15 protein-coding genes and 1 pseudogene are annotated in these 22122 nt (G+C 58.0%); all 16 read right to left on the reverse strand.

Annotated features, from left to right (window positions below; genetic code table 11):
- Positions 1-12: 12 nt before the first annotated feature.
- Entirely contained in the window at positions 13-2061 is a 2049-nt protein-coding gene (gene tssI, locus ACIGEK_RS04180; RefSeq protein ID WP_397492089.1) for a type VI secretion system tip protein TssI/VgrG, read from the reverse strand.
- A gap of 58 nt (positions 2062-2119) precedes the next feature.
- Positions 2120-3118, reverse strand: coding sequence for a serine/threonine-protein kinase (locus ACIGEK_RS04185; protein ID WP_397492090.1), 999 nt, complete (start codon positions 3116-3118; stop codon positions 2120-2122).
- A 13-nt stretch (positions 3119-3131) separates the two neighbouring features.
- Complete coding sequence (locus ACIGEK_RS04190; protein ID WP_397492091.1) at positions 3132-3860, reverse strand: PP2C family protein-serine/threonine phosphatase; 729 nt, start codon at positions 3858-3860, stop codon at positions 3132-3134.
- Entirely contained in the window at positions 3860-7399 is a 3540-nt protein-coding gene (gene tssM, locus ACIGEK_RS04195; protein ID WP_397492092.1) for a type VI secretion system membrane subunit TssM, read from the reverse strand. Before tssM ends, ACIGEK_RS04190 begins: the two co-directional genes overlap by 1 nt.
- A complete protein-coding gene (icmH, locus tag ACIGEK_RS04200) occupies positions 7396-8277 on the reverse strand; it encodes a type IVB secretion system protein IcmH/DotU (protein WP_397492093.1) in 882 nt (293 codons plus the stop codon). The genes tssM and icmH overlap by 4 nt, the downstream gene beginning before the upstream one ends.
- A gap of 1 nt (position 8278) precedes the next feature.
- A complete protein-coding gene (tssK, locus tag ACIGEK_RS04205) occupies positions 8279-9610 on the reverse strand; it encodes a type VI secretion system baseplate subunit TssK (protein WP_397492094.1) in 1332 nt (443 codons plus the stop codon).
- A 3-nt stretch (positions 9611-9613) separates the two neighbouring features.
- Positions 9614-10096, reverse strand: a complete 483-nt coding sequence (tssJ, locus tag ACIGEK_RS04210; RefSeq protein WP_397492095.1) for a type VI secretion system lipoprotein TssJ — start codon at positions 10094-10096, stop codon at positions 9614-9616.
- A 5-nt stretch (positions 10097-10101) separates the two neighbouring features.
- A complete protein-coding gene (tagH, locus tag ACIGEK_RS04215) occupies positions 10102-11298 on the reverse strand; it encodes a type VI secretion system-associated FHA domain protein TagH (protein ID WP_397492096.1) in 1197 nt (398 codons plus the stop codon).
- A 19-nt stretch (positions 11299-11317) separates the two neighbouring features.
- Positions 11318-11449, reverse strand: coding sequence for a type VI secretion protein (locus ACIGEK_RS04220; RefSeq protein ID WP_339409150.1), 132 nt, complete (start codon positions 11447-11449; stop codon positions 11318-11320).
- A gap of 431 nt (positions 11450-11880) precedes the next feature.
- On the reverse strand, positions 11881-12912 hold the full coding sequence (locus tag ACIGEK_RS04225) for a tetratricopeptide repeat protein (protein WP_397492097.1): 1032 nt from the start codon (positions 12910-12912) through the stop codon (positions 11881-11883).
- On the reverse strand, positions 12858-13814 hold the full coding sequence (locus ACIGEK_RS04230) for a tetratricopeptide repeat protein (RefSeq protein ID WP_397492098.1): 957 nt from the start codon (positions 13812-13814) through the stop codon (positions 12858-12860). Before ACIGEK_RS04230 ends, ACIGEK_RS04225 begins: the two co-directional genes overlap by 55 nt.
- Positions 13804-16980 (reverse strand): hypothetical protein, encoded by a 3177-nt coding sequence (locus tag ACIGEK_RS04235; protein ID WP_397492100.1) that lies wholly within the window; start codon positions 16978-16980, stop codon positions 13804-13806. Before ACIGEK_RS04235 ends, ACIGEK_RS04230 begins: the two co-directional genes overlap by 11 nt.
- Positions 16977-17819 (reverse strand): DUF4123 domain-containing protein, encoded by an 843-nt coding sequence (locus ACIGEK_RS04240; RefSeq protein WP_397492101.1) that lies wholly within the window; start codon positions 17817-17819, stop codon positions 16977-16979. The genes ACIGEK_RS04235 and ACIGEK_RS04240 overlap by 4 nt, the downstream gene beginning before the upstream one ends.
- On the reverse strand, positions 17804-19870 hold the full coding sequence (locus tag ACIGEK_RS04245) for a type VI secretion system tip protein VgrG (RefSeq protein WP_397493079.1): 2067 nt from the start codon (positions 19868-19870) through the stop codon (positions 17804-17806). The genes ACIGEK_RS04240 and ACIGEK_RS04245 overlap by 16 nt, the downstream gene beginning before the upstream one ends.
- Before the next feature lie 168 nt (positions 19871-20038).
- Positions 20039-20497, reverse strand: a pseudogene (locus ACIGEK_RS04250) (putative adhesin); the annotation flags it as partial.
- 103 nt (positions 20498-20600) lie between these two features.
- Positions 20601-22112 (reverse strand): sigma-54 interaction domain-containing protein, encoded by a 1512-nt coding sequence (locus ACIGEK_RS04255; protein WP_397493080.1) that lies wholly within the window; start codon positions 22110-22112, stop codon positions 20601-20603.
- Positions 22113-22122 lie beyond the last annotated feature (10 nt).

The following is a 22122-nucleotide window of genomic DNA, read 5'->3' on the forward strand; positions in this document are numbered from 1 at the left end:
CGCTAATCCCTGTTAACCCGAGAAATTGAGCATACGTTTGGGCTTTTTCTTGGTTTGCTCAAGCTGATTGAGCAACGCCTCATCCAACAAATTTCCCGCCTTATCGCTATCCGCCGCGCCTGGCAGCACGGGTGGTTTGATGCCGATGCCTGAGCCCTTACCCGGTGCGCCGCCGGCGTTGATTTTGGCTTGTGGCCCGACCAGGGTGATGCCGCCTGGGTCGAGTTTGATAAAGCTGCCGCCGGCTTTGATCGTCAGTTCGACGCCGGCTTCGATGACCATTTTTTGACCGGCTTTGAGGTGGATTTCGCGGCCGGCTTTGGTTAATTGCGCGGTGCCGAGTTTGATGTGTTGGTTCTGCCCGACGGTGAGGTGGTCGTCGGGTTTGACTTCGACTTTGCGCTCGGTTTTGACGGTGAGGTGTTCTTCGGCTTGCAGCTCGGTGTAGTTGTTGGCTTCGACAGTATCGTGGCGTTCGTTACCGACGCGGATCTTCTGGTCGTGCTCGATGTTCTCGTCCCAGTCGCGCTGTGCGTGCAGGTAAATCTGCTCGGCGCCTTTCTTGTCTTCGATGCGCAGCTCGTTGTAACCGCCACCGCCCGGTGTGCTGAGGGTTTTGAACACAGTGCGGGTTTTGTTCGCGGGCAGGTCGTAGGGCACCACGTGTTCGGCGTGGTACAGGCAGCCGGTGACCAGTGGCTGATCGGGGTCGCCTTCAAGGAAGGTCACTAACACTTCCATGCCGATGCGCGGGATGGCGATGCCACCGTAAGCATCGCCAGCCCAGCTGGAGGCCACGCGCAGCCAGCAACTGGTGGTGTCGTCGGCCTGGCCTTCACGGTCCCAGAAGAACTGCACTTTGATGCGGCCGTATTCGTCGCAGTGGATTTCCTCACCGGCCGGCCCTGTGACTACAGCGGTTTGGCTGCCCAGTACGCGCGGCTTTGGATGGGCCAGTGGCGGGCGAAAAGGCACGTCCCACGGCGTGGCGGTGAAGTGGTTGCGGTAGCCCTGCTGGAAGCCATCGCTGGCTTCGGTATGGCTGGTGACGGACTCTTCCAGCACCTGCGGCTGTTTGCCCTGGTGGATGACCTCATGCAGTAGCCAGAGATCGTTGTAGTCGCCACGTGGGTGATCCGAGAGTTCGAGAAAATGCCCGCTAACCAGCTTTGGCTGATCGCCCCGGCCTTCGGCCAGGCGGTAGTCGGCGCGGTGACGCTCCAGGTTGCGTTGGCTGAGATGCTTGCCGCGTGTGCGGTCGGTGAAGCGGCCGGGGTAGTCGTAATCCTCCAGGTCCGGCAGCGGCTTGGCCTCGGGATCACGATCCTCCTTGAAGGCGGCTTCCATCAGCAGGCGCGGCTGCTCGAAGTCGTAATCGCGGCGCGTGGTGCGGCTGGTGCGGGTTTCCAAACGCACGGCAAAGCGCTTGATCACCGGCTCATCGGCGGTCATGCCGTTGTCTTGCAGGTAAGCGGTGGGCTGGCCGAGCTTGCCGAAGGCGCTCTGGTCATCCCCAAAAATCAGCACATGGCCCTGGCTGCTGTGCTGGAAGTGGTAATGAATACCTTCCTCCTCGCACAAACGCTGAACAAAGTGCAGATCGCTTTCGTCGTACTGCACGCAGTAATCGCGCGCCGGGTACACCGTGGGGCCGAGCTGGAATTGATAGGCGTTGGCCTGAATACCGTGCTCTTGCAGCACCTGCGCAACGATTTGCGGCACCGTTAGATGCTGGAAAATCCGCTGGTTGGTGCGCAGCGCCAGATAACTCAACTGCGGCACGATGCTCAGCGTATAGCGGGTCAGGCGCTTGCCGGATTCACCTTGGGCGACTTGATAAATCAGCCCATGAATACCCAGCCCGTCCGGGCTAAAGGCGAGAAAGGCCGGTTGATGCAGCAGGCTTTGCAGGTCGAGATCAGGTTGCTCGCTGATCAGCTCAACCTCGAAGCGGTAGGGCTGGCTGATGGCTTCGCGGCCGTTGAACTCAAGCACTTGCAGGTCGTGCTCAAGGCCTTCGATGTTCAGGCTGAAGTGGGTTTCATTGGCGGGGTTGAACATCGTCGCTTCCTTGTAAAAAGATTATCCATTGGTGTCACACAGCGCTTGTACGGCATGACTATCCGCTGCGTTTCAACCAGCGTGGCCAGCGGCTGGGTAGCGGCTGGCGAAAGACTTCAAGTAACTGCGCGCTGGTGATGCTGCGCTGAGCTTCATCAAAGGCCAGTGCGGTGCGCAGCGCTGGCCAGCAGTGAGCGGGCAATTGCGCGGGGCGTTGCAGCTGCTTGTCCAATTCGGTGCTCTTGGCCTGTTTGGCACTGAGGCGCCGGAACGGATGGCGGCCGCTGGCCAGTTCAAACAGCACGCAGGCCACGGCATAGACATCGGCAGCGGCGGTGAGCGGTGCACCATCGAGCAATTCCAGCGCCGCGTAGCGCGGGGTCCAGGCGGTAAAGCGGTTACGGCACAAGCGTGGCAGGCCGGGTAACAGACCTTCCACGGGTTGGCCGAGACCATAATCGAACAGGCGCAGGCCGTCTTCGGCGAGCATCACATTGCTGGGCTTCAAGTCGCCATGCAGCACGCCGAGGCTGTGCGAGTAGCTGAGGGCATCGAGCAGGGCAATTACGATGTCTTGTAACTCGTGCCACGGCAGGCCGTCGGGCCGCTCACTCAGCAACTGGTCGAGGGTCAGCCCCTTGAGCAGCTCCAGGGTAAGAAAGGCGCGCTGGCTGGGCACATCCACCTCGAAGCCAAACAGCCGCACCACATGCGGATGATTGAGACGCGCGGTAAGGGCGAACTCGCTGTACAGCAGCGAGTTCGCATCGGGATATTCGGCAAAGTCATCGCTGAGGGTTTTCACCGCCACGTAGGGGTCGGGGTCGCCAAATTGTTCGCGCAGCAAGTCACGGGCGCGATACACCGCCCCCATGCCGCCGACACCGAGCAGGCGCTCGATCTTGTAACGGCCGCCGAGTACTTCCGGCAGTTCGCTGAGTACCGCGCGCGGTGCCTGTTGCGCTGGCTTGGCTGCGGTGGCAGCCAGGGCGAAATAGGTCAGGTCGCTGGCCGGGGTGCTCGCCAGCGACGCTGCATCGAGTAGACGCTCACTCATCCTTGAGTCCTCCTCATCGGCGGATAACCACCGCGCTCAGGTTGTCCCGCGCGGGGCCGTCGAGCACTTGCTGGAACAAGCGATTCAGCGTGAGTTGTGGTGACGGCAAGTTGAGTGCCGCGCCCAGAGCATCGGCAGAGATGCCCTGGTAGAGGCCATCACTGCATAGCAAGAACGCATCGCCGGGCAGCACGTCGAGTTCGAGAATTTCCAACTTCAGTTCGTCGCTGGCACCAATGGCGCGAGTCAGGGCGTGAGCCGCCGGATGCCGAGCGGCCTCGCTTGGGCTCAGTTGCTGTTCGTCGATCAACTGTTGCAGCAGCGAGTGATCACGGCTGAGTTGATACAAGCGGCTGCCGCGCCACAGGTAGCAGCGGCTGTCGCCGGCCCAGACACAGGCCGCGCGGTCACCGTCGATCAACAGCGCCACCACCGTGCTGCCGATCACCGGGTCCGGGTGAGCGGCGGTAACGGTGAGCTCCTGACCGAGGCGCCGGTTGAGCGTGTGCAGGCGTTTGCGCAGCTCATCCAGGCGCTGGCTTAAGTCGCCATCGCTGGGTTCGGCCAGCTGCTCGACAATCAAGCGACTGGCCAGGGCGCCGTTCTGGTGCCCACCCATGCCATCGGCAACCACCCACAGGCCCTGCTCTGGCAGGGCGAGAAAGGCATCCTCGTTGCGCGCCCGCACCTTGCCGGTGTCGGTACGCGCCGCGCTGCGCCAGTGGTTGGCTACTGCTTGCATCAGAGCGTCGCCGGCAGCTTGAAGCTGCGCAGTTGGTCGAGATCAAACGGGTTGGGCGAGCGTTGGCTGTGCAGCAGGTAGTTGGCGTGCAGGCCTCCCAAATCTGCCTTGAGCATCAGCACGTCCCGACCGCTGTGGTAATCCACGCTCATCAGGTCAAGCAGGCGGAACAGCGACCAAGGGCCGGTGTTCTTCTCGATGCCGACCTTGCGACCGCCGAGCTCTTCGACCACCAAACTGCTGCGGCCTTCATTGGCTTCGGCAGGCCAGCTGAAGGCGGTCTGCACGATTGGACCGTGGCGGTATTCCATCTGCTGGTCACCGAAGCGGAAGTCAGCGCGACCCAGGCTGGAGTCCAGTGAATACGGCTCAAGCTTGAACAGCACTTTCGGCTCGTTAGGGTTTTCGGCGAAGAAGCTACGGCGAATGGTTTGTGCGTGGCTCATCTGCAGCAAGAACTCACGCGATAACGGCAGGCCACGGCCATCTACACGGCGCAGTTGGTACTGGCCGGCGGTGCCGCTGACGAAGGGTTTCAGGTAGCTGTCGAAGAAGCGCTCAGCAATACCCTGGGCCTTGAAGAACTCGCGGAAGTCGGCAATCGCCACGTCGCTTTCACTGTGCGCACTGAACGGATAACGCTGCTTCAAAGAGCCTTTATAAGCGGCGTACAACTCGCTCTTATAGCGCTGGTTGAGGTAGTGATAGGCGTCGTTGAGGACCAGCATCCAGCTGTCTTCGGCAAGCAGGCCGAGCCAGTTGCCGATCGGCTGTGGCAGGCGTGCGGCACTGTTACGCACTTGGTTGATCGCGTCACGCTGACCGCCCATGCGCGCCTTGGCCAGCTCAAACGCGGCCTGCTCAGGTGCGCTGGCGTGGGCCAGGCTCTGCAGTTGCAGTTGCAGGGCATCCAGCGCTTGCATGCTGGCGGCCAGCTCAGCACCGGCACCGCCGTTTTCATCAAGCAGGCGGTGCAGCGGCTCGAAACGACGCTCCAGGGTTTTGCGGGCGGTGTCCGGCAGATTTTTCACCAGGGCAGCCTGCGCCTGTTCGGCAGCTGCACCGGCCAGCTTGGCAACCTTACCCAACTTGCCTTTGGTGCCTTTCAGGGCATCGGCCGCCGCGCCTGCATCATCCGCTGCTTCGGCCATGCCTTTGAAGCGGGTGTTGTCACGCACTTCGACCAGCAGTTGCAGCAGCGGCGAGTTGGCCGCAGTGAGGCTGGACAGTTGCAGGGCACCTTGATTGGCGCTGCCGATCGGGTCCAGCGACAACTGAGCAAGGGCTTCACCCCAGTAGTTGGCGTAGTCGCGGAAGTACAGCTGTTCCATCTCCACCAACAGGCGGCTGAGGTCGCTGCTGCTGAGGGTGTCGCTGTCACCCAGTACCCAGTTATCGCGCAGCAGTTCGCGTACCAGGTCGGCGCCCTTGGCGGTAAAGGTTTTCTGGTAGCCAGCCTGGGTATAGAAGCCGGGAATGGCGTAGTCGCTGCCGACAAACACGCCAGCTTGCGGGCCGAGCTTCTGGCTCAGGCGATACTCTGGCAGGCTGCGGGCCTGGTCGCGGAGCATGCGGTACACCACGTTGGCCAGTGATTCGCTACGCAGAATCTTGCGCGCTTCGGCCACCAGTGGCGCGTTGAGCGAGTAGGGCGTAAACGACTCGGACAGCAGGCGGTCGAAATGCTCGTTAAGGCCACGCTGACCGACGCTGTTGCCGGCATAACGCAGCGACCAATCGGCTGCCAGCCACTCTTGCAGGAAGGCTTTGTCGCGACGCTCTTCGAGGTTGAGCATGAGGTAAGCGCGCAGGCTGTTGAGCAGGCGCTCGCGGTCATTGAGGTTGGCGCGAACCTGGGCTTCCAGCTGGCGGCCAACACGGCTTAGCAGCAGGTTTTCCAGTTCGCCACGGTAGGCGCGCTGTACGCTTGGATCGGTTTTCTCACCCTGATACAAACCACCGCGTTGCAGATAAGAGGCTTGATCCACAGGCGGGAACACCTGAGTGGCCGCGTAGCTTTGATCCAGCGCCTTGAGGGTACGCAATGCATCGTCTTGTGCGCTCAGGCTCTCGTGTTGCTGAGTCAGTTGCTGAGCGAGATCGCGCAGTTGTTCCAGGCGGCCGTGGTTTCCGGAAAAACCGTTGGCCCAGACCACACCAAACACACCGAGTACGACCAACGCCGTGGCGTACATGGCGCGCTGGCCCCAGTCGATACGACGTACTTCCTTTTGGTCCAGCCCGGCAAGGTCGGCCTCGGGGAAGATCACGCGGTTGAGCACATGATTGATAAAGCGTGCACGGCCGCTGCGGAAGGTCGGCAGGGCGCTGCTGGAGAGGCCTAGGTTGCGACCAATGCTGCTGGTGCTCGGGTCGAGTTGGTCATTCAGTTCCGGTGCGCTGGTCAGGTAGAAACCACGCAACTGGCTGGCGCGCTGATAGCGGTTGCCACTAAACGCCAGCTCGCTGAACAAGCACAGACGCTCGCCCAGCAGACCGAGCTGGTGTGGGAAGTCGAGGATGCGACCACGGCGCTGGGTATCGCGCTCCTGGTGCATGCGCAGGATCACCTGACTGTTGAGGCGGCGCAGCAGCTCTTCGAACTCCTGACGGATCACCTGTACGTCGGTGGCGTTCTGCTCCTTGCGGAAGCTGGCGCCGAGCACTTGATCGCTTTCTTCGCGCGATAGTTGGTCGAAGAACTCATCAAAGCCCAGCACCTTGTCTGCTTTACTCAGCACCAGGTACACCGGTACGTCGGCGCCAAGGCGCTGATGAATATCCTGCAAACGCTGACGGGTCTGACGCGCGAGGTTTTCCAGTTCGACTTCGCTACCGCCTTGCAGGTACTCGACGGGGATATTCACCAGCACGCCATTGAGCGGGCGCGCGCGGCGTTTGCGTAGCAGGCCGAGCAGGGTCTCCCAAGCGCGTCCGTCGATGGCCGCGTCAGGCTGGGTCAGGTAACGCCCGGCGGTGTCGATCAACACGGCGTGGTCGGCAAAGTACCAGTCGGCGTAGCGCGTGCCGGACACATCCTTGGTCAGGCGTTGCTGGTCGCCACGGTTGAGTGGGAAGTCCAGGCCAGAGAAGTCCAGCAGGCTGGTTTTACCACTGCCTTGTGGGCCGAGCAGCATGTACCAGGGCAATTCACTGCGCCATTTCTCGCTGCGGCCACGGTACAGACTGGAGCGCTTGAGGGTATGCAGCGCCTGCTTGAAGCGATGGCGCAACTCCATCTGTTCTTCATTGATCAGGCCTTCACGACGCAGGCGCTCTTGGGCGTCGGCGTCATCTTCTTCGGCCTTCTTGCGGGCGGTGGCCTTCCAGCTGGCGAACACCATGGCCAGGCCCCAGATCAGGAACAGCAGGCTGATGCTCAGCAAGCGGCTAGTGGCCGATTCCCAGAACTTGTAATCATTGACCGCCAGCAGCGGGCCGACGAACCACACCAGTAGGGCCAGCACCAGTACCAGGCACAGGCTCCAGACCCAGGTCTTGCGGAAAAAAGCGGCTAACTTGCCGAAGAAACTCTTCATTTCGTCCCATCCATGAATGCACCCGCGGACGGGTCAAGTTGCTCGTACGGCTGCAAAATCGTTTCGCGTTGTTCGCCCAGTACCCAGGCAAAACCGCCATACATCACTACCAGGCAAACCACTGTGAACAGCGCCACCAGCCACCACGGCACGATGCGCACCAGGCGTCGGCGGGTGTCTTTCAGGCCCTGCCAGTGCGGCGAAACTTCGCGCGGCACGTCGCCGCGCATCTGCCGAATCTGCCGGTACAGGCTGTCGCGCACCGCTTCCAGTTCGAGCATGCCGCGTGGCAGTACGCGGTACTTGCCCTCGAAGCCGAGCGACAGGCACAGGTACATCAGTTCAAGCATCGGCAGGTGTTTGACCGGGTTGCGCGATAGGCGCTCAAGCAGCTGGAAGAACTTCTCACCACCGAAGGTTTCGTTGTGGAAGCTCGACAGCAGGCTCATCTGCGACCACGTGCTCTCATTGCCCCACGGGGTGGTCACCACGGCTTCATCGACCACGGTGCAGAGCACGTAACGGGCGGCCATGACCTGGCTGCTTTCCGCACCTTCGTGCAGGGCGCGGTGCTCGAACAGCTTGATGGCGCTGGCCAGGCGCTGGTTAAGCGCGTGCATGTCCTCACTGTCGAAGCTGTGCTTGAGTCGCACCACTTCCGAGAGCAGGTTGGCGGCGGCGGCCACCAGCGGGTTGAGGCTGATATTGAAGCTCTCGGCCGGGCGCAGGCGCGCGGCGTAGATCATCCGCTCTTCCAGCTGTTCGAACTTCGGCGGTGCGGCAAAATCGGTCAGCGGGCTGTGCGCTGGGGCATCACCTTTACGGTTGAGGATGACGGTTTTGTCGTCCTGGCCGTATTCCATTTCCTTGGTAGTCATATCAGTTCCTGATCGCCCAGAATTTCATCTCAAGCCCGGAGAACTCGCCGGACACGTGGAAAGCGAAGCCGCCGGAGCGTTCCAGCTGCGCCAGGTCTTCGGAGCCAAGTTCCAGGGCGAAGTAGGTTTTCCCCGAATGGAAGGGGATCTGCCGTGGTGCCACGGGCATCGGTTTGACCTTGATCCCCGGCAGGTGCAGGTTGACCAGTTGGCGGATCTGCTCCACTGGGCCGACCTTGAGGTGCGCCGGCAGGCGGTTGCGCAGTTCTTCCGAATCGCACTGAGCACTGGCCGCGAGGACGAAGGTGGAGGTGGCGAGCAACTTGTGGTCGTGCAGCGGCGACACTTGAATGCCGTACTGACGCTGCTGCAGGAGCATTTCGATAGCGTGCTGCTCCAGCACCATCGACAGCACTTGGCGAATCGCGTCGATCAGCTTGCGGAAGCTGGTGCCCTGGTCGCTGTGCAGGTAACGGCCTTCCAGGCGCGGGCGTTTGATCTCGCTGGAGAAGGTCGCCAGCTCGCCGAGCAGGCCGAGCAACTCGCGGTAGATCTGCTCCGGGTGTACCTGTTCGATGCCCAGGTAATGGCGCAGCACCGGCTCGAAGCGGTTGATCAGCTGCAGCATCATAAAGTCGCCGACTTCCGCACCGCCGACCTTGCCGGTGGCGCGAATCCGCTCGGCGAGGATGTCACCGCGGTGGGCGAGCATGCTGATCACTTCTTTCAGGCAGCTGAGCAGATAGCCGGAGGCCTGGAAGTTGACGTAAGTGGGAATGAACTCTGGATCAATGCTGATCACCCCGTCCGGAGTGGTGTCGAGCACGTCGCACAGTTGCAGTTTGACGTAGGCCTGGTCGCTCTGGTGTTCACCCAGCAGCAGGCGGAAATCCGGGCGGCCGCAGCTGACCTGACTCGACGCGCTGTCGCCGGCGTTGGAATCGGCCACTTCTTCATCGAATGCGGTAAAGCGTGCCAGTACGTCCTGCTGTTCCGGGCGGCGGCTTTCGATATGGTTGCCGGTGACTAGCGGCAGGGCCAGGTACACCGGGGTGTTACCGGTATTCGGCGGCACGTCGAGAGCCAGTGGCTCGCGCTCAGCACCGATATCGAACAAGGTGCCATCGGGCAGGATGCCGCTGGCCTTGCTTACGACCAGCTTGCCCATGTTGAGGAACTGGCGGTCGATCTCCAGCTCGAAAAAGCCCCAGGCGTAGCTGTCGAGCTTCTGCGTGCGGGTTTTCAGCTGGTAATCGTAGTAACGGTCGTTCTGCTGGAAGTGCTGCGGGCGCAGCAACATGCCTTCCTGCCAGACCACTTTATGCATGGCCATGGCTTAGTCCTCGTCCTTGTCGGCTTTATCCGGGGCTTGAATGCCTTTGGCATCCAGCGTCAGCACGCTGTAGTTGTGCTCTTTTTCCTGCAACACAATCACTGTGCGCCAGTTGCTTTCTGGCAGGTCGCGGTAAGCGGCCAATACACCGACATAGCGGCTGCCAGGCTGTACCGAGAGTTTCAGTTTGCGCTGCTCGCCAGGACGCAGCTCCAGCTCTTCGAGCACCACCATGTCCGGCGACAGGGCTTCTTTCGGGCGCTGATACAGTGAAAAGAAATCGGCCGTTTCAAACGACACTGGGTGCTTCAGCTCGACCAGGCGCAGGACGATCGGTGAAGGGCGGCCATTGAGGTCCGGGTTGAGTTCGTCCCGACCGTTCAGGGTCAGGTCGAGTTTGGTCATGTCCGAATAGGGCGACAGTGCGGCGCAGCCGGTCAGGCCGAACAGGGCGGCCAACAGGGCCAGGGGGAGCAAGCGGTACATGGAAATCATCCTTGAACGTCGTTGTTAAGAGTGGCGATCAGGCGAACCTGCTCTTCATAGGTGCGGGCAAAGTCGCGGGCGAACAGGCGGTCGCTCCAGTCGTCGTTCTGCTCCAGCGCGCTGTGCAGGCGGCGGTAGGCACGCCAGCGACTGCCAGCGGTGGCGATCAGTGGCTTACGCCCTTCGCGCTCGAAACGCAGGCTCAGTTGCTCCGGCGACAGTTGCTCGAACATGCCCTTGACCGCCGCACGGCTGGCGGCGAGCAGCGCCACCTGGTGCGCCTGCAAATCACGGAAACTGCGGCTGATGGTTTGCTCGGCACTGAGCTGACCCGCCTTGCCGCCACGCAGTAGGGCGCTCAGCGCTTCACTGCTGTCTGCGGTGTGTTTGAGTGGGTTGTTACCGGCGCTCTGCACCGTGGTCAGGGCCAGGCGCAGCTCATTTTTCAGTTCGCTACGGGTGCGCAGGCTCTGTTGCAGGCTGCCGACGCTCTGCTTGAGCAGCTTGGCTGCATTCAGCGCCAGGGCTTCGCGGGCGTCATCGTCGAGGTCATCCAGCTTGACCCCGAGTGCTTCGCCGAATTTTTCCCAGAAGCTCAAAGGCAGGCGTACCGGCTCTGGCGCTGGCTTGGGTTGGGTGATTACCGGCGGTGCAATCAGCTCCGGCACCAGCAGGTTCTCTTCATCGATCTGTGCGTAGTCGCGTTGCTGGGCATGCACGTTGTGCGGCTGCAACACGGCCGTCAGGTCATCGACCTGAGCGTACACACGCTCCTGCTGATCCAGTGCAGTCATCGGGTCGAGATCAAGAAAGGCGTCATCCGGAATAATGCTGCCGGCCGGCTGCGCACGGCCGATATCGCCGGCGAACAGCGCTGGGTCCTGAATCAGCCGTGCGCGCAGCTCAAAATCACCGAAGCAATACACGCTGCCGTGCTCGATACGCTGGGCCTCGCCCTTGAGCAGGCTGGCGCCACTGTCTTTCAGCTGAATACCGTTGCTGCTGGTATCGGTCAGGAAGAAGGAGCCATTGCGATAGCTCACCTCGGCATGCCGGCTGGACAACACGCGCTTGCGATCCGGGATCACCCAATCGCACTCCTCCGCGCGACCAATAATGCCGCCGGCCTGCTTAAAGGTTTTGGTGGTCAATAGACCTGGCACGAACTGCTGTGCACTGACCACATCGAAGACCAGTTCCATGGTGTTTTACTCCTTGCGGTCAGTTGCCGCGGGTTTGAGCTTGCGGGTCGCCCAGGGGGCGGTATTCGTCGTCGCTGAACTTGTAATTGCCGGTGCAGGCAGAGAGGCTCAGAGCTGCGAGAAGAACGAGGGCGTAATAGCGTTTAGGCACGCGGATTTCCTCCTTGAAAGCGTGAATGGCAACGGTAGTCACCGTTGTAGTGGCAAAGTGCTGCTTGTGGGCGGGCATTGAAATGCAAGACAGAGCCTTGTCAGGTGACCTGGTTCATAAAAATGGCGGATGAGCGCCCGAAACTGAGAGCTGTGACCGCGGTGCTTGTGTTGATCTTCACCGCTGCACCTTCTGTGTTTGCAGGCTTACCAACCCGCTGTTTGAGCCAGTGGTAAACCAATGGCTATTTGTCATTTGAGCGTCGTGCTCCATTCTTTGATCCCGCTGTTTAAGCCTCAGTTTTGCTTGTCGGCTTGAAATTGATCAGATTTAAGTGACCAAATTTCATCGTTTGTTGCTGGTAGTCCGTTGTTAATAAAAACATGCATTAATGCTTTATTAATATTGCCTTCCCATCAGCAGGTTAGATATTAAAAGCCAAGCTTGGGGACGTGGAATGAAAGTGGAGGGTGAGTTTTCTTCCATTCATGGAAAAACTTTTCGCCCTCAGCCTTTTGCTCGGCAGTTAGTTCATCCTCAAATGTGTCAAACATACTGCTGGTTTTAGCTTTGCCTAGGGCGTCACGTCTAAAAAGTAGTAACCCATATGCGATGGATTTATCTGGTTTATATCCGAGGTTATTGAAGTCCGTATATAGCTGTTTGTGTATGTGCTCGAGTAGCAGTACACAATTGTTATGGCTGGTTAAAAGACATTTTTCGAGCCATTTCCTTGATTCTTTGTATTCGCCATTTTCATTCAAGATTGTGGCGTAAAGACTCATAGCTTTTGGATTTCCACCTTCGGCAGATGCTTTAAGATATTTTTCTGCTTCAGGTTGGAGTGTTGATCTTCCTGTTTTTTTATCTCTTGTATCACTTAGCATTAAATCTACAAGGAAGTATTCTGCTTCGTAGTTTCCTGCGTTGGCAGCTTTTACTAGCCAGTCCCTATTGCCTGACAGGTAGTACATAGCATGCATTGCAACATTATTTCCGCTCGTGGCTTGTTCTTGAGCTAACGACTGAGCTCTTTTTTTCCAATACATACGATCTTTCTTACAGTTCTCTTGCAATATTCCACAAAGATCGTCGTTGTCCAAAAGCCGTATCATTGCAAATAGATCATCTTGTTCTGCAGCGGCCTCATACCACTTTTGAGATTCTTCTGTCATATAGCGATTGGAAAGTCGTAGCGCCTCGGCTAAATAATATTGCGCTTCACTGATACCGGCTTTGGCTGCAGTTCTAAGTGGCTCTTGTGAGTTAATCCAATCATGCTGGTTGTACAGCGTAAATCCTTTTGCGAACTGTTCTTTTGCCAATGCGTCGGCGTTCGAAATATTGGCGAATAGAAGTGCGGTAAGTAAAAAGACTCGCGACAACATAATCATTTGTGCCTTTTTACCTAGAAGCCAAGCTTTGGGACGTGGAATGAAAGTGGTGGATGAGTTTTCTTCCATTTATGGAAAAACTTCTCCCCCTCGGCCTTTTGTTCGGAAGTTAGCTCGTCTTCGAATGTGTCGAGTATCCAGCTAGTCTTTGCTTTACCTAGCGCATCTCGCCTGAAAAGTAGTAAGCCATACGCGATAGCCTTATTGGGCGTGTACTCGGGGTTTTGATATATGTCAGTTCGACCTTTGTGAATTGTTTCTAGTGCCAACACACAATCGGCATGACTGGTTAATAAACACTTCTCTAACCATTTTTTCGATTCAATATAGTTTCCTGCTCTATTTAGTCTTAACGAAAGAAGCGACATAGCTTTGGGGTTGCCTTCCTCTGCTGACTTTCTGAGAATTTTTTCGCCCTCACGGGTTAATTTCGTTTTTCCTGTTTCTTGTTTCCTCGTTTCGCTCAGTATTAAGTCAGCGAGAAAATATCCAGCTTCATGATTGCCGGCGTCTGCAGCCTTTTTTAACCAGTCTCTGTCGCCCGTTAGATAGTAGAGGGCATGCATAGCTACATTATTTCCGCTCTGTGCCTGTTCCTGTGCTAGGTCTTTGGCCCTACTCTTCCAATAGGCTCGATCTTTTTTACAGCTGACTTGTAGTGCCCCGCAGAGATCATCGCTCTTTGAAAGGCGTATCATCGCAAAGAGGTCGTTCTGTTCGGCTGCAACTTCATACCATTTCTGAGACTCTTCCGTCATATAGCGATTAGAAAGTCTCAAGGTTTCTGCTAAATAATACTGCGCTTCACTGTTTCCGATTTTAGCTGCATTTCTAAGCGGATCTTGTGAGTTAATCCAGTCGTGTTGGTTGTATAACGTGAAACCTCTACTTAAGTCAGCGTTTTCTTGGGCGGCAATCGCTGATAAGCAAATTGCGCTTAGCATTATGAACCGGAAAAGTTTATGGCGCATTTCGATCTCTATTTGTCTTAAGTATGTCGAACGAAGTTTTTAGGTGAAGTGTTAGTGCTGTTTTTAACTGTTTGAAATTGGCTTGGCTGGTTAATGCTTCCAAGCTTTTACCGGGGTTACGCATAAATTCTTCTAGTGCGGATAAATTTTCTTTAGCCTCCACAAGTTTGTCATCAGAGTGGCTCGCATCAATACTCATCCGCTCAAGCGCTTTTTGAAAAAGTACTTGTGCCGGGTTTGGGTCAAGTTCACTAAAGCGCTTTCCGCTAGCATTACCGGCTGTCCATTCCAAGCAGCGAGCGATGGCGATTTGCTGGAAGTCACTTGCTTGCTGGGTCGAATATGTATCGGGTTCTGTTTGCCCATCACTCTGTATATCGAAACCACGGGGCTCGCTGCTCAGCGTATAAAGCAACGGCCCCAGCGTTTCCGGGGGCATACCCAAAAACCACTGTGCCATGGATTCCTGGCGCATCTCGTTAACGATGGTGTAGGCGATTTGTCCGGCGCGTTTACTGGGGTTGCCGACCACTTCATCAATCAGTGAGTCGAGTTTGGTTAACAATAACGCACTAAATTCGGAGACGTTGGCGAGGGTAAGGGTGCCGAACAAGGTTATTTTGCTGAGGTAGGTGAAGGCGTTTTCATCGATCCAGTCGATACGGCGGAAGTTGTTACGCATCAGCACCCGGCGATACAGCATCAGCAGTTGTTTAATGCCTTGATAGTCCAGCTCGAAGCTGTAGGCGCCTTTGGCTCCTGGGCCGAAGAACACTGAGGCCTTAATGCTGAACATCAGCTTGCCGCCAATAAGCCCCACACGGAAGTCGAACTCACGGCCAATGCCGACCCCCAAGGAGCCCTCTGCCATAAAGGCGCTAAGTGTTTGCCAGCTGGCTTCTTTCTTGTCATCCAAGTTTGGGCTGAGGATTAACGCATCCAGTGGTGGTTTCCAGTGCAGGCCACCTTTGATGGTGCAGCCGACCTGGGCGCCGGCAAACAGTTTGAGGCTGGCGGCTTGCCCTTCGCGCTGGCCGAAATCCACCCCGCTGATACTGGGGCGACCATTGTTATCAACTTCCAGTACGACTTCGCGGGCGAGCATCAGACTGACCCCGGCAAAACCCCAGGCGACCACGCTGTAGCTCAGGTAGAAATGCCCGATGGGTTGGCTGGCTTCGGTGCCCTCTGGTGTGTTGAAGCGCAACGTGATGGCAGAGGCTTGCGCTTTTTTAGGTATTTCGATGTTCACCAAGTCGACTTCGCCGCGGCCAATATCGACGGTCATGCCGAGGGCCGCGGATGCCAGGGTGCGCTCCTTGAGAATCTTCGGGGAGTCGTCGATGCCGGATGCCTCAACAGATGAGGAAGTTTCCATCCACTCCGTGCGGGTGGTCAGAGCATCCAGCTCGGCTGCGGGAATTACTTGCGGTGATGCCGTGCGGACAACCGCGTTAACGTTGACTTCGCTGGCATCCATCCCCAACAGGCGGACAAACTGGGCTTGATAGGAGGTGTCGAACAGCCACAGTTGTTGCCGGGTCGAGTCCTCGAAAATCATTTGTAAGAGCTTCTTGCCCCAGGTTGCTGCCTGGCTTTCCAGGCTTTTTACCTGCCAGCCACTTTCTTGCAGGTAGTTAAAGAAATCATCGGCGATAAACAGGCCGTTCTTGTCGAACCATCTTGGGTCTTGTTCTTCAAGAGGGATCGCGCCCTGGCGTTCAAGAAACGCAGAAAAGATGGCGTCCGGGTCGGCTCGATAGAGTGAGGCGAAGCGTGCGGTGCGTGCGTGATCCTTTTTAAGGGTCGCGGCCAGTTCAGGGTCACTTTTGTTGGCCAGGTCATACAGGCTGAGGTGGGCCAGTGGACGCGTTATGGAGGCAAGGGAGAACTCGCGTAAGGGGATGTCGTCATTACAGACACTGTCCTGATTGCGCATTTCGTAGCTGTGGGTGTCCCACAGCAACTGACGCGTTGGACGCATGCGCTGCATGTTGGCATCCGCTTGCTGTCGTAGCCGGTCGAGAATGGGCTGTAGCTCGGCAATTTTTGCCCGCTGTTTACTTAATAGTTCGGAGGGGGGCGGTGAGTAGCCACCTGTGGCTTTGACGAATGCATCGAAGCGTTCTTCGGCGTCGTTGATGACCTGTTGCTTCTTCTTGTAGGCCTCAAGGTAATCCTTGTATTCCTTCAGGCCGCTGGCCATATCGCTATTGCTACACAGGGCGAACTCTGGTGTCGCGATACCTAGGTTCGCAAGGGCGATGATGGGCTCGATATAGCCACCTAGGCGGTACTCGACGAGGTAGTCGTAGCGCGCGCGAAAGTCTTCCAGTGCCTTACAATCCAGTGCGCCGCTCTGGCACGACTCAATGACCTTGCGGTAGGCGTTGAGTACATCCCAGACAGGCTGATATTCATTGGTGAGGCGGTTGTATTCGGTGAAGTCGATACCCCTGACTTTCGCCATAAAGCTGTTGTAGGCCTGCAGCGCTTCGCGCACTTGAACTTCACGCAGGCCATACATTTTCTCGTTTTCGATATGAAAACCGATGCCCTTGGCGATGCTGTAGCCTTTGCTGCGCAGCTTGCCGCGCTTGAGGTGCAGCTTGCGCAAACGTTCACGGCGATCACGTAGTGCGCTGTGTAACTCGGCGCGCGCGTCTCTGAGTTCTGCCAGGTAGGGTTTCTGGGCGTTAATGCCGCGTTGGCTCAGCACTTTTTGCTCGGCCGCATCGTAACGCTGCAACACGCGGGGTTCATCGGCTGCAATCTGTTCTTTTAGGCTGCGTATCTCTTCTTCGATGGCGTCATAGTGCTGCTGGTCTTCTGGGCTGAGGAAAACATACGCATCGATTGGGATAAACGGTTCATGCAGACCATGCTCGGCAAGGGCTTGGTTGCGCGCATCGCGATCCTTCAGCACGGCTGAGGCACTCAGCTCGTTGGAGCACTCGATCAGTAGCGTTTGCAAGCGTTCAGGTAGCAACCAGAATTTGCGTTGGCCGGTGACATAGGCGATATCAGCAAAGGCTTTCGGCGAGCATGCTGGGGCTGCGTCGTCGGAGAACACACTTTGGTCGGCCGTTATTCCGCGGGCGATCTGCGGCAAGGGAATTGGGTTGGCTTTGCAGCTGTTCGCTGGGGAAGTGGACGTTCCTGTCATGTCAGCGTTTCCAATTTTTCGAGTTTCTGGAGTAGGGGCAGATCACTGCGCAGAATCGACATAGTTGTGTCTTGCTCCTGCAGCGGCTGTTTATTCAGCAGCAGTAGCAAGCGTTGTAAGTGTCTAGCCTCATCGACTCCGTGAGTGCTCAGCAGTTGCAGGTTGTTGATAACTCTGCGGATTTCCGCTTGGCTAAGCGGGTTTGCAAATGCTGTTGTGTGGTGTGACAACCAATAGAGCCAACGGACTTCCTGGTGCAGCTGCAGTTCATGGCTCCCCAGCGTCAGTTGTTGAGTGGTGGCAGCTTGCGTTGTTTGTGGGCGTTGCCATTGCAGCCAAGAGTTCTCTGAACCGATAAGCGTGTTGCCGGGTGTAAACACGTGGCTCCATGGTCCGAAGAGGTTTGCTTGGTTATTTTCGTCAAACGATAAAGCCAGTGCGCTCCACAGCCGAGGGTCGTAAAACCGGCAGAGGCTTTCGCCGTGGGTTGTGCTGTTTACAGTCAGCAGCGATTGCGCATGACTGAAGGCATCCTCTGCCGTTTGGTTGGACTGGATGGCTATGCCAGACAGTCGGTCATGGCAAAGCTGAGCGGCCAGACTCTCGGCCTGGCTATTGGCTTGGGCCGAAATCCAGACAGGGCTGCTATCGATTAAGGCTGCATAATCGCTGCTCTGGAAGAGCATGCGAGTTTCGATAGCGCCTTCTGCCTGATAGAGCTTTTCCAGCGCCTGGGGGTGGAGCACCCGATCTAGGATGAAGTACACCTGACCCTCTGCGTGCCACTCTTCAGGTGTGGACTGGGGCAGGTCTTCAAGCGTTGTTAGCCACGTATGCATGGGCAATCCTTACGGCTACAGGCGCCGTTACTTTGCTTGCCACAACGTGAAATGAGCGGCTGGCTGCGGTGGGTACTGAGGATAAAGGCCCCTGGGGCTATCGGTTGCAGTAGCTCCCCAGCTTTATCCGCATCCGCCGCCCCCGGAATAATCGGCAGCACAATGCCGATCCCAGTCCCCACGCCCGGTGCACCACCGGAGTTCATCTTGATGGTTGCGCCGCTGAGGGTGACGCCGCTGGGGTCGAGTTTGAGGAAGCTACCGCCGCCGCTGGCGGTGAGTTCCATGCCGGCGTCGATCACCACTTTGCTGCCCGCGTAGTAGTGGATTTCGTTGCCGGTTTCGACGAATTGGCCGGTGCCGACTTTAACATGCTGTTTTTGCCCGACGGTGAGGTGGTCGTTGCTGCGGGTTTCCACTTTGCGGTCGGCGTGGGTGGTGCGGTGTTCTTCGGCCTGGAACTCGCTGTAGCTGTTGGCTTCGACCGTATCGTGGCGCTCGTTACCCACGCGGATTTTCTGGTCGTGCTCGATGTTCTCGTCCCAGTCGCGCTCGGCGTGCAGGTAGATCTGCTCGGCACCTTTCTTGTCTTCGATGCGCAGTTCGTTATAACCGCCACCACCTGGGCTGCTCAGGGTTTTGAACAGGCTGCGGGTTTTGTTGGCAGGCAGTTCGTAAGGCACCACGTGTTCGGCGTGGTACAGGCAGCCGGTGACAAGGGGCTGATCAGGATCGCCTTCGAGGAAGGTCACCAGCACTTCCATACCGATGCGCGGGATGGCAATCGCGCCATAGCGGTCGCCAGCCCAACTGGAGCTGACGCGCAGCCAGCAACTGGTGGTGTCATTGGCTTGGCCTTCACGGTCCCAGTGGAATTGCACTTTGACCCGGCCGTATTGGTCGCAGTGAATTTCTTCACCTTGCGGCCCGGTGACCACGGCGGTTTGGCTGCCCAGCACTTTGGGTTTTGGATGCTTAAGTGCGGGGCGATGCAGCACGTCCCACGGCGTGGCGCTGAAGCGGTTGCGGTAGCCCTGTTGGAAGCCGTCGCTGGCTTGGGTGTCACTGGTGACGGACTCTTCCAGCACCTGAGGCTGTTTGCCCTCGTGGTGGATTTCCGTCAGCAGCCACAGCTGGTTCCAGTCGCTACGCGGGTGGTCGCTGAGGTTGAGATAGTGGCCGCTGAGCAGCAGCGGCTGGTCGCTTTCACCCTGGGCTAATTCGTAATCGCTGCGATGACGTTCGAGGTTGCGCTTGGCCAGGTGTTTGCCACGTTCACGCTCAACAAAGCGGCCGGGGTAATCGTAGTCTTCCAGGTCGGGGCTGAACTCACTGGTAAAAGCAGCTTCCATCAACAACTTGGGTTTTTCGAAGTCGTAGTCGCGGCGGGTTACGCGGCTGGTGCGGGTTTCCAGGCGTAAGGCGAAGCGCTTGACCACCGGTTCATCGGCCACCAGGCCTGTGTCCTGCTGGTAGGCCGTTGGCGCGAGTTTGGGGAAGACGGTTTGGTCATCACCGAAGACCAGTACATGGCCTTGCTCGCTGTGCTGGAAGTGGTAATGAATGCCTTCTTCCTCGCACAGGCGCTGGATAAAGTGCAGGTCGGACTCGTCGTACTGCACGCAGTATTCGCGTTCCGGGTAGACGATCTGGCCGAACTCGAACTTATAAGCGTTGCTTTGGATGCCATGTTCTTCGAGCACTTGGCTGATGATCTTTTCTACCGTCAGGTGCTGAAAGATGCGCTGGTTGATGCGGTGTGCCAGGTACGCCAGCTGCGGGCGCAGGGTGATGTGATAGCGAGTCAGACGATGGCCGGAGTCACCTTGGGCAACGCGATAAACCAGGCCATGAATGCCGCCGCTATCGGCTGTGAACTCTAGAAAGGCTGGCTGATGTAGCAGGCTTTCCAGATCAAGGTCAGGGCGTTCACTGATCAGCTCGAGTTCGAATGCAAAGGGTTGGCTGATGGCCTCACGGCCTTTAAATTCAAGCACTTGCAGATCGTGGCCGAGACCGTCGATGGCCAGGGTAAAGCGGTTTGGCGCCAGGCTTGTGGCAAGGTTGGCGGCGTTGCCGGTCAAGGCGCGAACGACTGCTGAGGTCGATACCGCACTGTTTCTGGCATTGGCTGTAACAGCCTCAGTCGGCGGCTGGGTCGTCGCGGCCGGAGCAATATGGGTTGCGGGCTTGGGGTGAAAGAGAAAATTACGGCAAAACACACAGTGGATTTCGTCGTACTGCAGGCCGTGTTTGCTCAACTCGCTGAATACATCGCTCAGCGCGATGGTGCTGTTCTGCAACAACAGAGTCGGGGTTTTGCGGTTGCGCACGGTGAGGATGTCGACGCCTTCGAGCTTGGCACCGTAGGCAATGCTCGAGTACTGGTCGTCGCTGTACTTGGAAACCAGGTAGTTCCGTGTGGATTCCCCCGGCCCTTTCTGTTCGTGCGGCGCGATTTCACCGCGCATCACCTTGCCCAGGCCGGGGTCTTGCAGAGTTTTACCGTCCGGGCCATAAAACACCAGCGAGGTGTTGGCGGGCACGTTCAAGTGCATACCAGGCATGTAAGCGCCATGGCTGGTGATGATCAGTTTCTTGCTTGGCTGCCCAGAGGACTTCTGGAACAGATAGAAATGTTCGCCGAGAGCGGTTGCGTTCGCTGGAGTAGGTTTCACGCGAAGACTCCTACATGACCACGTTGCGGCTGGACAAGCACAGCGCTGACGGGATTGACGTAACTCTGATTGGCGGCGTTGAACATGCTCTTCTCCTTAAGCCTTACACGTCAGCCGGGCTGATACTCAGCCGCTGCATGCGGTACAGCAGGGTGCGGCGCGGCAGGCCCAGTTCGCAGGCGGCGCTGGTCTGGTTGCCACGGTTTTTGCGCAGGCAGTCGAGCAGCAGGCTGCGCTCGACGCGCTCCATGCGTTCGCGCAGGTTCATACCACTGTCATCCGGGCTGCTGTCCTGACGCAGATTGAAGTACTCGGGCAGCAGCTCGCCGCCTTCGCACAACAGCACCGCACGTTCGACCATGCCTTTGAGTTCACGCACGTTACCGGGGAAGGCGTAGCTGGCCAGTTGGTCCAGCGTGCGGTCGGCCCAACGGCAAGGGTTGCGCTGCAGGAAGGCACTGGCCTTGTCGGCAAAGTGCCGGGCCAGGGTGAGAATATCTTGCTCACGTTCGCGCAGGGCCGGCAGCTCGATAGGGAACTGCGCCAAGCGGTAGTACAGGTCTTCACGGAAACGACCTTCTTCGACCAGGCTGCGCAGGTTGTGGTGAGTGGCCGAGACGATGCGCACATCGACTTTGTGCGTGCTGGTTGAGCCCAGCGGGCGCACTTCGCCTTCCTGCAACACGCGCAGCAGTTTGGCTTGCAGGCTGAGTGGCATGTCGCCGATTTCATCGAGGAACAGCGTGCCGCCATCGGCTGCATCAAACAGGCCCTGATGGTCGCGATCAGCGCCGCTGAAGGCGCCTTTGCGATAACCGAACAGTTCACTTTCCAGCAGGTTCTCTGGCAACGACGCGCAGTTCTGCACCACAAAGGCTTTGCTGCGGCGGAAGCCGCAATCGTGAATGGCGCGGGCTACCAGCTCCTTACCGGTGCCGGTTTCACCCGCCAGCAATACGCTGACGGGGTTATGCAGCACTTTGCTGATCAGCTGGTAGACGCTGCGCATCGCTGGGCTGTCGCCAATCAGGCCATAGCCGCTGGCGCAGGGCGTGTTGACGACAGCGACCGGCTGCTCGTCGCTCGGAGAGCGCAGGCGCTGTAGCAGATGTAACTGGGCGATGACGAAACTGCCCAAGTGCCCGAGCGAGTCGGCAAAGCCTTGCAGATCACGGGCACGCTGGCTGGCGATCAGCAGCAGGCCGTTGACCTGCTTCTGTTCGTTGAGCAGCGGCTGACACAACAAGCTGCGCCAGGGTTTTTGCGCTTCGGGTAGGAAGCCGGTCTGGTGCAGGCTGCTGTCCAGCTCATTGAGACTCAATGTTTGGTTTTGGCACAGGCAGTACTGCAGCAGCTGTTCGCCGTCGTAGTCGCTGGACAGGCTGGCGTTTGCGCGCGGCTGCAGCAGGCCGTCCTGCCATTCGGCGGACAGCGTCAGGCGTGTGTGGGTATCGTCGAGCAGATACAGCTGGCTCAGTTCGCTGCCCGAAAGCTGCGCGGCGCTTTCCACCAGGCCGCCGAGCAGGGCATCGCTATTGGACGCGCGCGCCAGCGTGGCGAAGCGTTGTAACAGTGCTTCGGCATAGCGCAGCGGCTGCGGCACCTGGCTGAACATCAGCGACACG

It is taken from the genome of Pseudomonas sp. NPDC079086, assembly GCF_044542155.1.
Classification (GTDB): domain Bacteria; phylum Pseudomonadota; class Gammaproteobacteria; order Pseudomonadales; family Pseudomonadaceae; genus Aquipseudomonas.